Origin of the sequence: Marinitenerispora sediminis, assembly GCF_003336425.1 — a bacterium.
Classification (GTDB): domain Bacteria; phylum Actinomycetota; class Actinomycetes; order Streptosporangiales; family Streptosporangiaceae; genus Marinitenerispora; species Marinitenerispora sediminis.
Window position 1 is genome coordinate 1 of record NZ_QEIO01000144.1, and the last position, 13401, is coordinate 13401.

The 13401-nt window shown below is 75.8% G+C and carries 10 protein-coding genes; 2 read left to right on the forward strand and 8 right to left on the reverse strand.

What is annotated here, in order from left to right; all coding sequences use genetic code 11:
* The 7 genes from DEF28_RS29100 to DEF28_RS21915 form a co-directional block, all read right to left on the reverse strand.
* Positions 1-111: acyl-CoA carboxylase epsilon subunit (locus tag DEF28_RS29100; RefSeq protein WP_199493448.1), on the reverse strand; the 111-nt coding region annotated here is incomplete at its 3' end.
* Positions 112-126: 15 nt separating this feature from the next.
* Positions 127-1764, reverse strand: coding sequence for an acyl-CoA carboxylase subunit beta (locus DEF28_RS21890; protein ID WP_374058226.1), 1638 nt, complete (start codon positions 1762-1764; stop codon positions 127-129).
* 169 nt (positions 1765-1933) lie between these two features.
* Positions 1934-2437, reverse strand: coding sequence for an inorganic diphosphatase (locus DEF28_RS21895; RefSeq protein WP_114399701.1), 504 nt, complete (start codon positions 2435-2437; stop codon positions 1934-1936).
* Positions 2438-2705: 268 nt separating this feature from the next.
* Positions 2706-3893: a glycosyltransferase gene (locus DEF28_RS21900; RefSeq protein WP_114399702.1), complete on the reverse strand. Its 1188-nt coding sequence runs from the start codon at positions 3891-3893 to the stop codon at positions 2706-2708.
* 183 nt (positions 3894-4076) lie between these two features.
* Positions 4077-5006, reverse strand: a complete 930-nt coding sequence (locus DEF28_RS21905; RefSeq protein ID WP_114399703.1) for an AEC family transporter — start codon at positions 5004-5006, stop codon at positions 4077-4079.
* A gap of 1655 nt (positions 5007-6661) precedes the next feature.
* The gene (locus DEF28_RS21910) at positions 6662-8362 is read right to left on the reverse strand and encodes an L-lactate permease (RefSeq protein WP_114399704.1); all 1701 of its coding nucleotides are present in this window, start codon (positions 8360-8362) and stop codon (positions 6662-6664) included.
* Between the two features lie 183 nt (positions 8363-8545).
* On the reverse strand, positions 8546-9460 hold the full coding sequence (locus DEF28_RS21915) for a nucleoside hydrolase (RefSeq protein WP_114399705.1): 915 nt from the start codon (positions 9458-9460) through the stop codon (positions 8546-8548).
* A gap of 908 nt (positions 9461-10368) precedes the next feature.
* Between DEF28_RS21915 and DEF28_RS21920 the strand changes: the two genes are divergently transcribed.
* The gene (locus DEF28_RS21920) at positions 10369-11406 is read left to right on the forward strand and encodes a helix-turn-helix domain-containing protein (RefSeq protein WP_158562896.1); all 1038 of its coding nucleotides are present in this window, start codon (positions 10369-10371) and stop codon (positions 11404-11406) included.
* 591 nt (positions 11407-11997) lie between these two features.
* On the opposite strand, the gene DEF28_RS21925 is transcribed toward DEF28_RS21920, so the two are convergent.
* On the reverse strand, positions 11998-12207 hold the full coding sequence (locus DEF28_RS21925) for a hypothetical protein (protein ID WP_114399707.1): 210 nt from the start codon (positions 12205-12207) through the stop codon (positions 11998-12000).
* 412 nt (positions 12208-12619) lie between these two features.
* Between DEF28_RS21925 and DEF28_RS21930 the strand changes: the two genes are divergently transcribed.
* Positions 12620-13261 (forward strand): TetR/AcrR family transcriptional regulator, encoded by a 642-nt coding sequence (locus DEF28_RS21930; RefSeq protein ID WP_114399708.1) that lies wholly within the window; start codon positions 12620-12622, stop codon positions 13259-13261.
* The last annotated feature ends 140 nt before the right edge of the window (positions 13262-13401 follow it).

Consider the following 13401-nt stretch of genomic DNA (forward strand, 5'->3'; position numbering starts at 1 on the left):
GCGGCGGGCGGCGGCGAGGACGGCCACCAGGGCGGCCAGCTCCGCCGGGCCGGGCCGGCCGCGCAGCACCCGGACGGCCAGACCGCGGGGATCGCGTGCGTTGTCGTCCATGGCGGGCTCTCCTTCTCACATCGGGGGGTTGCCGTGCTTGCGGTAGGGGGAGCTGGACTGCTTGCGGCGCAGGGCCGCGAGCGAGCGCGCGAGGACGGCGCGGGTGCCGGCCGGGTCGATGACGTCGTCCACCAGCCCGCGCTCGGCCGCGTAGTAGGGGTGCATCAGCTGCTCGCGGTACTCCCGGACCAGCTCGGCGCGGCGGACCTCGGGGTCGGCCGCGGCGGCGATCTCGCGGCGGAACACCACGTTGGCCGCGCCCTCGGCGCCCATCACCGCGATCTCGTTGCTCGGCCAGGCGAAGGACAGGTCGGCGCCGATGGACCGGGAGTCCATCACGATGTAGGCGCCGCCGTAGGCCTTGCGCAGGATCACCTGGATGCGGGGCACGGTGGCGGAGCAGTAGGCGTACAGCAGCTTCGCGCCGTGCCGGATGATCCCGCGGTGCTCCTGGTCGGCGCCGGGCAGGAAGCCGGGCACGTCCACCAGGGTCACCAGCGGGATGTTGAAGGCGTCGCACGTGGCGACGAAGCGGGCGCCCTTCTCCGAGGCGTCGATGTCGAGCACGCCGGCCGTCACCATCGGCTGGTTGGCGACGATCCCCACCACCTGCCCGTCGATCCGGGCGAGCGCGCAGACCAGGTTGCCCGCCCAGTGCGCGTGCACCTCCAGGTACTCGCCGCCGTCCACGACCTCCTCGATCACGGTGCGCATGTCGTAGGGGCGCGCGGGGTCGGCGGGGACGAGGTCGAGCAGGCGGTCCGTGCGCCGGCCGGCCGGGTCGGCCGCGGGCGCGGCGGGCGGCGTCTCCTGGTTGTTGGCCGGCAGGAACGACAGCAGGTAGCGGACCTCCTCCAGGCAGCTCTCCTCGTCGTCGTGGGCGAACGCCGCCACCCCGCTGTCCCGGGAGTGCACGGCGGCGCCGCCGAGGTCGTCGTGGCTGATGTGCTCGCCGGTGACCGCCTGCACGACGTCGGGGCCGGTGACGAACATCTGCGAGGTCCCGTTCACCATGAAGACGAAGTCGGTGAGCGCCGGGGAGTAGGCGGCCCCGCCGGCGCACGGGCCGAGCATGACGCTGATCTGGGGGATCACCCCGGAGGCCCGCACGTTGCGGGTGAAGATGCCGCCGTATCCGGCGAGCGCCGTGACGCCCTCCTGGATCCGCGCCCCGGCGCCGTCGTTCAGGCTGACCAGCGGGGCGCCGGCCGACTCGGCCATGTCCATGATCTTGTGGATCTTCGCGGCGTGCGCTTCGCCGAGCGCGCCGCCGAAGATGCGGAAGTCGTGCGCGTAGACGAACACGGTGCGGCCGTCCACGGTGCCCCAGCCGGTGATCACGCCGTCGGTGTGCGGGCGGCGGGACTCCAGGCCGAAACCGGTGGCCCGGTGCCGGCGCAGCCCCTCGACCTCCACGAAGGAGCCCGGGTCGAGCAGCAGGTCGATGCGCTCCCGCGCCGTCAGCTTCCCGCGCGCGTGCTGCTGCGCGGTCGCGCGCTCGCCGGGGCCGTCCAGGACGCCGTCCTTGAGCTCCTGGAGCTCGACCGTGCGCTCCAGCATGGTGGGTGCGCGGTGCGGACGCGCGTCGGGACCGGCCCCGGCGGGGTCGGCGACGGGGGACGGGCGTGGACCCGCCTCGTGGGCCACGGTCATGGGTGGGCTCCTTCACCAGGCTCGGGTGGGTGCGGCTGTGCCGCCGATCCTCCGGCCGCTCGATGAAAGGCGCGTCAAAACCACCGGGCAGCCGGCCCCCGGCTGCCACTAAGTGAGCAACCGGCCCCTCCCGAAGAGGCAGCGGCGGGGGCAGCCCGCCGCCCGGCCGCTACCCGCGGGCCGGCCCCCGCCCGGCCCGCGCGGCGCGGGCCCGGGCGTCCTCGATGACGGTCTCGGCCTCGCGCCGGCCCTGCCAGCCGCGCGCCTCGCCGGACTTGCCCGGTTCAAGGCTCTTGTAGATGTCGAAGAAGTGGCCGATCTCGTCCACCAGGTGCCCCGGGACGTGCGGGAGGTCGCGCAGGTGCTCGCTGCGCGGGTCGCCGGCCGGCACGCACAGGATCTTGGCGTCGGCGCCCTTCTCGTCGCGCATCCAGAAGACCGCGACCGGCCGCACCCGGATCAGGCAGCCCGGGAAGGTGGGCTGCTCCAGGACGACGAGCGCGTCGAGCGCGTCACCGTCCTCGGCGATGGTGCCGGGGATGTAGCCGTAGTCCCCCGGGTACTGCGTGGCCGTGAACAGCAGGCGGTCCAGCCGGATGCGCCCCAGCTCGTGGTCCATCTCGTACTTGTTCTGGGAGCCCTGCGGGATCTCGACCACCATGTCGAACTCCATGCCCGCTCCTCCTCTCGGGATCGGGGCCGCGGTGCCGGCACCGGCGGGCGGCGCGGTAGCCCCCCTTTCCAGTGTGCGACGCCGGGGGAAGGGCGCGGTCCCGGCCGTCCGCCGCCGGCAGAGGACCTCCGGGCCGCCCCGGCCTCGGTCGGCGCTCCGGCCGCGCGACCGCGTGCGCGGGCCGCCGCGGGCCGGAGGCCCCGGGCCCCGGGCGCAGCCCCGCAGGCGCCGCCGACCGCGGGGAGGCGCCCCTCGGCTCCAGGCGGGCTCAGCCGAGCAGCGCCGGGGCGTCCTCCACGATCCTGTCGAGCGGCGGGAGCGCGAGCGCCGCGCGCTGCAGGCGGCCGGCGCGCGCCCGGAACCGCGGGTCCGTGCGCACCCGCTCCACCGCGTCGCGCAGCGCCCCGGAGGCCGCCCGCTCGATGTCCAGCCGCAGCCCGGCGCCCAGCTCGGCCACGCGGTCGGCGTTGGCGGGCTGCTCGGCGAAGATCGGCAGCACGACCATGGGGGTCCCGGCTGCCAGCGACTCCCGTACGCCGTTGAAGCCGCCGTGCGTGACGAACACGTCGCAGGCCGGCAGCAGTGCGCGCTGCTGCACGAACGACGTCAGGTGCACGTTCGCCGCCCGCGCCCCCGGCCACGCGGCGGGGTCGCGGTCCGCGCCGAGCGCCACGACCGCGGTCACCGGCAGCTCGGCGAGCGCGGTGATGATCGCGTCGAGGAGGGCCGGCCGCTCGCCGAGCATGCGCGGGGCGTTGGAGCCGAGGCTGGCGAGCACGAGCGGCCGGTCGCCGGGCAGCTCGGCGATGGCCGCGTCCAGCGGCTCGTCCACCGCCGGCGCCGGCGCCCGGTAGTAGCGGGCGCCGGCGAGCCGGGCCGCGGGCGGGTAGAACTCCTCGGGCACTACCGCGGCGCGGAAGCCGCGCAGCGGATGCCACGGGTCTTCCACGGCGGCCAGCCCGAGCCGCCGGCGCGCCGCGTTGAGTTGGTCGAGCACCAGGGGATGCGCGAGCGGCGCCATGGGGGCGATGTCCAGCGTCCCGTGCGCCAGACCGAGCCGCTCGGCCGCGAGGTAGCCGCCGAACTCCGTGGACTCGCGCAGCAGGAGCTCGGGCTTCCAGCCGGCGAGCACGTCGAGGAGTCCGTGGGCGAACCGGCCGCCCATGACCTCGACGAAGCCGCGGCCGAACATCTCGGGGGTGACGCCGGTGGTCGCCCTCCCCGGCGGCGCCGGCCGGGCTGCCCCCATGACCGAGGGGTCGCGCATGACCTCCCCGGCCGTCAGCGCGTCCGGCACGACGAGCGCCGGGAACCCGGCCCGTTCGACGTGACCGGCCACGGCCGGGCCGGTCGCGACGGCCACCTCGTGCCCGGCGCGGCGGGCGAGCTCGGCGACCGGCAGCACCAGCGGGACCAGATGGGAGTAGGCGGGCTGTGCGGTGAGGACGATGCGCATGGTGTCCCTCGGAGTCGTGGGCCGCCACCCGCTGGTGCGGCCCGCGTCCGCGTTCCCCGCCGGGCGCGCGGCGCCACCCGCCGGTGCGGCGCACCGCCCGGAGTGGCGATGCGTGTCCGTCAGCTTACTCTGTGTGAAGATCCGGGTGGTGTGCGATCGGCGTGAGCGCCGCCGGCACCCTCATCAGCCGCCCACCAGCGTGGAGACGACGAGGATCGCCGGAGCCGACAGCAGAGTGGAGAGCAGGATCGAGTCCCGGGCGAGTGTGGTGCCGACCCCGTACTGCGACGCGTAGGCGTGCAGGTTCTGCGCCGCGGGCAGCGCCGCGGTGACCACCACGAACAGCAGGTCGTCGTCGAGCCCGAACAGGTAGCGCCCGGCGAGCCAGGCCACGACGGGCTGCACGACCGCCTTGAGGAGCACCGACAGCAGTACCGGCCACCGGTCGCGGCCCCGGATCAGCAGGGAGCTGCCGCGCAGTGAGACACCGAACGCGAGCAGGACCGCGGGCACCGACATGCCGCCGATGAGCGAGATCGGGTCCATGAGGACCGAGGGGACGTGCCACCCGGCCGCCGACACGAGTACGCCCGACAGCGAGGCCAGCACGATCGGGTTGCGGAACGGGGTCGCCACGATCCTGGCGAGCGAGGGCCGCGGATCGCCGGGGCGGCGCCGGCTGAGGTCCAGGACGGTCAGCGCCACGGGCGAGAAGACCAGCTGCTGCAGCAGCATGACCGGCGCCACGAGGGTCGCGTCACCGAGCACGTACACCGCGATCGGGATGCCGAGGTTGCCGGAGTTGACGTAGCTGGAGCAGAGCGCGCCGATGGTCGTGCGCCCCACGCCCCACCGCCGCAGCGCACCGACGGCGACGAACAGGCCCGCGGCCACGACCATGCTGAACGCGGTGACGAGCAGCGCGGGCGAGACGAGGATGGCGAGGTCGGCGCGGGCGAGCGTCTCGAACAGCAGCGCCGGGGTCGCGACGTAGAACGCGAGCCGCGTGAGGGCGTGCCGGCCGTGCTCGTCCAGGGTTCGGGTCCGGCCCAGGATGTAGCCGACGCCGATCACCGACGCGATGACGGAGAAGCCGGCTACGACTCCGAGCACGCGGGCTCCAGGAGGCGGGGCGTCTCGCGGGCGGGGGGTGCGGCCGGAGCGCCGCTGTCGAACATGTCGAATAAGTCGGGCACGCGGCACAGGATAGTACCGGGGGTGCCCCCGCCCCCGTCTCCGGTCCGCCCTTGCGGAGCGGGCCGACCGGCCCCCTGACCTGCCCGTCCGCCGCGAGGTGCCCGCCCTGCCCGCCGAGGTGCGGCGGCTGTGTGGCGGCCGCCACGCTGGCCTGGCGGGGCCGCCGCGAGCGGACGCGGGGACAGGCGGGAGCCGCGCGGTCCGGCGGCAGAACCGCGGCCGGGTCATACGGTGCGGGTCGGCGTGCGGCGGCTCGGAGCGGGCGGCGGCGCCGGAGAACGAGAGGTCCGCGACCCGGCACGGGCGCCATGCCCGAAGGCCGCTGCTCCGCGCGGCCGGTCCCCGTGTTGCCCGCGCCAGCCGGGCGGTCGGCGGCCGGCGCGGGACCGAGGCGGCCCGTGCGCACCGGGCCGCGGCGGGACGGAAGCTGTGACCGGCGCCACGCCCTCACGCCGGGGTGCCAGCCCGGCGTGCTCCGGGGCCCGGGCCGCGGCGCCGGCCCGGTAGCGGCCCTGGACGCCCCGGACGGCCAGCCGCGGGCACGCGCAAGGGGCACCGCCGGGCTGCGGCGCCCCTTGCCCCCTCTCCCGCGGCGGCCCGTGCCGGAGACCCCCGGCCGGACTGCTCCCGTACATTAGTTCAAATTTAAATAAAATGGTCAAATCGATCCGGCCACGATGGGGAATACGCGCCGAAGGCCGGTGCGGATAAGAATGCCGCATTCGGTTCCCGGCGCAATTCCCATTCCGCCGCGATGCCGCGCCGGCCTCAGCCCCGGGTGCCGCTGCCGTCCGTTCCCGGCCGCGAGTCTCCGGGGCGGCGTCCGCTGTCCCGCGGTGCGCCCGGCGCGGATCGACCGCCCGGCGCGGCCCTGGCCCGGCGGCCACGAGGTCGGCCCCCTGATCCTTGATCGGGGGGCTGGGGTAGGTGCCTCCATGACGAGGGGGCCCAGGATCTGTGAACGGCGGCTCTGCTGGTTCCCTTCGCCGTGCGCTCCGCGTCCATCCGGCCCGGTCCGAGGTGCGGAGGCGGGCTCGGCCGTGACGGTGTTAGCCGCGTGGCGCTGCCAGGGGTCGATGTGCTCGTCCGCACGGAACCAGCCTGGCCCGCAACGCCGAGCCGTGCGCGGCACCGGCGGGCCGCGGGCGTGCCCCGCCAGCAGGCTTCCGGCGCTGGACGCCGCGACCCGGCACACCCCGCGGCTGGTCGGCCTCGCGCAAGCAGCCGTCGGCCACCCGCCAGCACGCGGAACCCGTCAACGGTCCAGCGGACATCGATGCAGCGCTGACCCGAGCGATGTCGAATCCGCCCGCCACCCGGCCGCGTCCGGGGGCTGTTCGTCCGGCTGACCGCGGCGGCCACCGGGCGCCGCCGGCCCGCCCCCGGCTGGGTGCGCCACCACCGCACCGGTATGCCCGCCTGGCAGGCTGGCGCGGTCGGGAACCGCCGCGAGCGCGGCGCGACGCACCCGGAGGCGCTGGCCGATCCGGATGGCGTCTCGATGGTGGCCGGGGTCGCCCGCGCCCCGGTCATGCCGCGCGCCCGGTGGGGCACCGCTGAGCGGGCTGTGGTCAGCCCGGGATCATCCACGTGAACAGGTGCGCCTGGGCGAGCGTGATGAGCCCGACCACCGCGGTCAGCGCCACCGACCACCCGAAGGTCTGACGCAGCAGCGCCGACTCCCGGCCGGTCTGGCCGATGGCCGTCGCCCCGACCGACAGGTTCTGCGGCGAGATCATCTTGCCCATCACCCCGCCGGAGGTGTTCGCCGCACCCGCCAGGATCGGGTCGACCCCGAGCTGCTGGGCGGAGACCACCTGCATGGGGCCGAACAGGCTGTTGGAGGAGGCGTCCGAACCGGTGAGGAAGACGCCCAGCCACCCGACGAACGCGGCGAAGAACGGGAACAGGAATCCGGTCTGCGCCAGTGCCAGTCCGAGCGTCGAGGTGGCGCCGGAGTAGTTCATCACGTGCGCGATCGCCAGGATCATCATGATGGTGGCCAGGGCCCAGCGCATCTGCACGAAGGTCTGCCAGTACACCCGCGCGAGTACGGCCGGCGTCGCCCGCATCACCAGGCCGGCGATGACGGCGGCCATGAGGGCCACCGAGCCCGCGGAGTAGAGCAGGTCGATGGTGAGGACGGCCGGGTAGGGCGCGTCCGGCGAGGTGATCGGCGCCACCCGGACGACGCGTTCGTGCAGCCCCGGCCACGGGATCTCAAGGGTGGCGCTCTGCAGCCACGCGGTCACGTTCGCCCACGCCGGCAGGGCGGGGAACAGGCTGCCGATGCGCGACACGAGGATGACCGCGACGAGGATCAGGTACGGGGTCCAGGCGCGGATGCCGGTGTGCGCCGGCGAGGTCCCGGCGGTCCCGGCGGCGGGGGAACCGCCGTCCGGCGCGCTCTCCTCCCCCTCGAAGCGCCAGACCGACGGCGGCTGCCACACCCGCATGAGCGCCCAAAGGGCGCCCATGGCGGTGAGCGCGGCCACCACGTCGACCAGGCTGGGGCTGACGAAGTTCGCCACCACGAACTGCATGGCCGCGAAGCCGCCGCCGGTGACGAGCACCGCCGGCCACACCTCCCAGGCCCGCCGCCACCCGGCCAGGACCACCATCATGAACCCGGGCACGATGAGCGACAGCAGCGGCACCTGGCGCCCGGTCATCGCCGAGAACAGCTCGGTGGCGGTCGCCGGTTCCATGTCCATGAGCGGTCCCGCCACGGTGCCCAGCACGATGAGCGGGTTGCCCAGACCGCCGAAGGCCACCGGCGCCGTGTTGGCCAGCAGCGCCAGGACGACGGCCTTGACCGGCTGGAAGCCGAGCGCGGCCATCATGGCCGCCGTGATGGCGATGGGCGAACCGCCCCCGGCCACCCCCTCCAGCAACGCGCCGAACCCGAAAGCGATCAGCAGCGCCTGGATCCGGCGGTCCGGGCTGAAGCCGGCCAGCGCCGCGCGGATGCTCTCGAACCGCCCGGTGGCCACGGTCACGTTGTGGAAGTAGACGGCGTTGAAGGCGATCCAGGCGATCGGCCAGAGACCGAAGACCAGGCCGAGCAGGGTCGAGGAGGCGAGGAGGTCCACGGGCATGCGGTAGACCGCGAGGGCCACTGCCAGCGCCGTTCCCAGCCCGAGCGCCGCGGAGGCGTGCGCCGAGCGGCGGGCGACGCCGAGCGCGACGAGCAGTGCCGCGATCGGCAGCGCGGCGAGCGCCGCGGAGCCCCACAGGCCGCCGAGCGGTTCGTAGTTCTGGACCCAGCCCATGGAGCCCTCCACTCTGTACGTGGTCGGCGGGGAGTCGGTGGGGGAGACGACGGCAGGCCGCGCCCACGAGAGGCGGAAAGCGCTTTCAATTACGGGATGACTGTAAGTGCGTCCGGAGCGTGACGCAAGAGGGGGCCGTCCCGCCGCCGCCCGGCCGGAGCGCGGCGGCGGGACGGCCGCGGGTCACGGGGCCTGGAGCACCCGCTCCAGCCAGTCGTTGAACGCCGGGTAGTCCGCGGAGACGCTGAGCCGTACCTCGGCCCCGCCCTCGGCCGCCGACATGCGGCCGATCCCGTCCAGGGCGACCGAGGCCCGCTCCGTCCGGACGAACGGCAGGCCCAGCGCGGCCGACAGCGCGAGGGCGTCGTGCTGCATGCTGCCCGGGTAGAACCGCGCGAACCAGCGGTCCAGGTGCCGGCGTAGCAGGGCCGCCCACTCGGGACCGTCCGCGCGCACGGGGAGGAGCCGCGGCGCGCTCTCCGGCGTGACCTCGATGTGCGTCGTGAAGGTCACGTCGGAGGTGACCAGAGTCGGCCGGGGCAGCCGGCCGGCCGCGACGTGGCGCAGGAAGTCGTGTGCCGCCGGCACGTCCATCCGCACGTTGTGCTCGGCACGCGACGGATCGCGGTACCTCAGCGCGCCCCCCATCTGGGTGACGCGCAGCCGCGGCGCCGCCTCCGGCAGCTCCCGCAGCACCCGGGCGAGGTTGCTGAACGCCCCGATCCCGACCCACCGCACCGGGCCGCCGGTCGCCGCGAGCACCTTCCCGACGGCCGTGAGGACGTCGGAGGAAGGGGCCGAGCGGTCGTGGAGCGCGGAAGGGGCGGTCCGCTCCGGAACCAGGTCCTCGACGCAGAAGTAGCGAGTGGCGCCCGCCGAGTGTCCCGCTGCCACCTCGACGTCGTCCCGGCCCAGGGCGTCCAGTAGCCGGCGCGCGAACCGCGCCCGCTGCCCGTGGCCGACATCGGGGCCGGTCTCGTCGTTGGTCAGCACCAGGACGAGCTCGGGAACGGTCCGCGCCGCCGCGGCCAGCGCGATGGCGTCGTCAGGGTCGCCGCCGATGTCGGTGTCGATGATCAGCGGGGTGCCGTCGGCCATGGAAACCGCTTTCGATGGGGGAAGCGCGTCCAAGACTAGTCGAGTGGTTCCTTTGTGGTGGGTGGTGGTAGGCGATCGGGGACCTGGCCACTGGTGCGCGGGTGTGGTGGTGCCGGATCGCCGCGGCCATGGCCGGGATCCCCTGGCCGACCCGGACCGAGACGCCCTCGAAGGCCCGCCCGCCGTGGCGCTCCGGGTGGAGCTGGTCTTTGAGGGGGGCGTCGACGACGGCTTCGCCGCCAGCTTCGCCCGCGACGTGGACGGCCGAACGGACCGGTACGCCAACCGCTGCGGGAGCTGCCGCCGGGGCTCACCGAGGGGGCGGTGCGTCCCGGCCGCGACGGCCCGGAGTCGCGTGCGGCCGATCCGGACGGCTGGCGGGCGCGGCGCCCCGGCCGCGCCGTCCTGGCGTGCCCCGAGGCCCGGCGGCTCCTCCGGTGGGAGCGCCCACGGTGGCGGACCACCGGATGCCGCGGCGGGTGCGGCACGAGGCGCACGCGCGGCGGCAGGACCCCAGAGCGCTTCCGCCGCGGCCGCACGGCGACGGGGCCGCCGCTGACGGGCAGCCGCGGCGGGCACCGGCCCCCACCTCCCGCGTCGCCGGGCGCGCCCGGCGACGCGGGAGGTGGGGGCCGGGTGGCGTGGCCGGCGCGCAGGACGGTCGCGGTGCCGGTCACGGCGGCCAGGCCGGTGCCGGTATCCATGGGAGCGGGGGACGGGGCCGACCGCGATCGGCCGGGGTTCTTCGGCCACCGCCGAAAGTCACTACTCGTATAACGACGCTGGGAGCGCGTCCCGAGAAGGTGGTGTGCGGTGCCGCGCGTCGGGGGACGCGCGCGCCGGAACGAGCGGAATCGCCGTCGGCGGCCCCATCGCGCGGCCGGCGGTGCCGGACGGGGAGAAGAGTGATGGAATCGGCCGATCTCATGGAGCACGACCGCGCCCCGACGCGGTCCGGGTGGCCGCGCGGGTGGTCCCTGGACGCCTGGGCCGGGGACGCGTCGAGCGATGAGCCGGCGCCCGGTCTCCGGTCCTACCAGCGGGTGCTGGGGCTCGGGCCGGTACGCGTCGGCTCCGGCGCCGCCGTGGCGACCTGGCTGCGCGCACCGCGCCCGCCGGCGGAGCCGTACCCCGAGGGCGGGGCGTACCTGCTGCTCATCCCGCTGCGCGGAACGGCGAGCATGGACTGGGCGGGCCGGTGCAGCACCGTCGGCGCCGGCGACGTGTACCCCTTCGACCTGCCGCGGCTGCGCCGGTGCGTGCTGCGCGCACCGCACGACGGCGACCTCTTCGAGGGCGTCAGCCTGGCCGTGCCCGGCTCGGCGCTGTCGCTCCCGCCGCACCACGTCGAGCGGGCGCTGGGGCGGCGGCTGTCCGGGCGCGACGGGATCGGCGCGCTGCTGGCCGGCTTCGTCACCCGGCTCCTCGCCGAGCCGGCGCCGGTGCGCCCCAACGACGGCGTGCGGCTGGGGACGGCGCTGCTGGACCTGGTGTCGGCGCTGTTCGCGCACGCGCTGGAGGCCGACCTCGCTCCGCCGGTGGACGAGCGCAGGCACGCGCTCCTGCAGCGCGTCCGCGCGTTCATCGGGAACCGGCTGCACGATCCGCGGCTGAGTCCCGGCAGCATCGCGGCCGCGCACCACGTGTCCACCAGCTACCTGCACCGGCTGTTCAACGAGCAGAACACCACCGTCGCCGCCTGGATCCGCGACCAGCGCCTCGACCACGCCCGGCGCGACCTCGCCGACCCGGCCCTGGACGGCACGCCCATCCACCGGATCGCGTCCCGCTGGGGCTTCACGCACCCGGCCGCCTTCAGCCGGGCGTTCCGCGCCGCCTACGGGCTGGCGCCCCGCGACTTCCGCCAGCGGGGCCGCCAGGCGGCGGCGCGGGGTGGGCCGCACCCCGGGGCGCGGGAGCGCACGCCCGGGCCGGCATCCGGCTGACCAAGCGTCGCGCGAGCGAAGAAGGCGGAGCCGCCCCGGCTGCGGGCCGCCTGGTGACGCACCCGCGCCGAGTCGGGCATCCAGCCCGCACCGGCCCCGCCGGTGTCGGCGCCAGGCCGACGGCGAGGCCGCACGTCTTCGCCGGGGGCTGCCGCGGGCGCGGGACCCGAGCGGCCCCCACGCCTGGGCGGCGGAGCACCGGGCCGCGTTTCCGGGTCGGCCGGAGCGGTGCACCGCCGGTCCCGGACGCGCACGCCGGGGCCTCCGGGTACGGCGGTCCGGTCCGCCATATCCATATCGGTTCTGCCGGCGCTCGTCCGGGTCGCGGTGGCACCGGGCGCGGTCGGGGCCGGCCGTGCGACCCGGCGCCCTGGCCCGCGTGCCGCGCCCGGCACCGCCCGCCGCCAGGCACCGCTCAGGTGGCGGGGCCGGCCTGGGACGGCTGATGCCGACGCTGACGGGGCGCCGCGGGGCCGTGCCGATCGGGCGGGGCGACGCAGGAGCGGGCCCGGCGCTCGTGCCGGGCCCTTCGTGCGGCCGCCCGCCGACTACGGTCGGTCAGCTTGCCGTCCGCCCGGCGGGTACCGCGGACTACGACCGCATTCTCCGGGCCGCCGTCGAGAACAGCGACGCCGCCTCGTGCAGCCCCTGGGTGCTCCTGCGGATGTCCCGCGCGAACAGGTCGATGGCCTTGGCGTGCGCCAGCTGCGCGTACAGGGCGGCGGCCTGGTGGTCGCCCCCTTCCTGGGCCCGCAGGGCCTTCGTCGCGAGTTCGTCCATGGTCACGTCGTCGAAGGACATGCCGCCTCCTGTGGTCGGGGTCAGGGTCCGCGCGCCAGGGTGCCCGATCTTCGCCACGCTCGGTGACGGAATCCGGCACATGGCCGGAGGCGGACAGCGGTCCGGCCCCCGAGCGTCCGCGCGTCCGGGGCGCCGGTGGCGGACCGCTCGTCGTCCTGCCTGGTGAGGCGCCCGGGCGGACCCGCGCGGTCCATCCATCGGCCGGGGCCGTGTGGCGCACCCCACCCCGTGGCCGCGGCGCACGGGCCGTGCCGTGCGGCCGGCCGGTGGACGACCGTGCCGCCGGAGGCACCGGAGGCCGCGCCCGACCGCGAGCGGGGCGGTGACCAGCCTAGAATCGAGCCACGCGACCAGGAGCCGGTGAGGAGCCGCATGCCAGCCGTCCCCCCCGTCGCCGCGGGCCACCGGACGGGTGCGCGACGCGGCGCGCACCCGGGAGGAGATCCTCGACGTCGCCGTCCGCGAGTTCGCCGAACGCGGCTACGCGGGGGCCCGGGTGGACGAGATCGCGGCCCGGACCCGCACCACCAAGCGGATGATCTACCACTACTTCGGCGGCAAGGAGCAGCTGTACGTCCGGGTGCTGGAGCGCGTCTACACCCGGATCCGGCAGGCGGAACGGGAGCTGGACGCCACCGGGCTGGAACCCGCCGAGGCCGTCCGGCACCTGGCCGAGCTCTCCTACGACCAGCAGACCTCGGACCCGGACCTCGTCCGGCTGGTCAGCGTCGAGAACGTGCACCGCGGCCGGCACCTCGCCAAGTCGGAGGTGCTGGCCGACCTGGGCAGCCCGGTCATCGACCTCATCGCCGACGTCCTGCGGCGCGGCCGGGAACGCGGGGTCTTCCGCGCCGACGCCGACGCCGTGGACCTGTACATGGTCATCTGCTCCTACTGCGCCTTCGCGGTGGCCAGCCGGCACACGTTCACCGCGATCTCCGGCCGGGACCCGCTGGACCCGGAGCGGCGCGAGCACCACCGCCGGATGCTCGGCGACATGGTGGTCGCCTACCTCACCGACCCCGCCGCCCGCCCCGGCCCGCCGCCCGACTGAACCGGAGCCCGGCCAGCGACACCGGGGACTGCCGGGCGCGGACTGGCGCGGGGGCCGTGGCGGGGAGCCGGAGGCGGCCCCTTCCGCGGCGGGGCGCTGATCGGCCGGTACGGGCGCGGGCCCGGCTGACCGCCCTACTG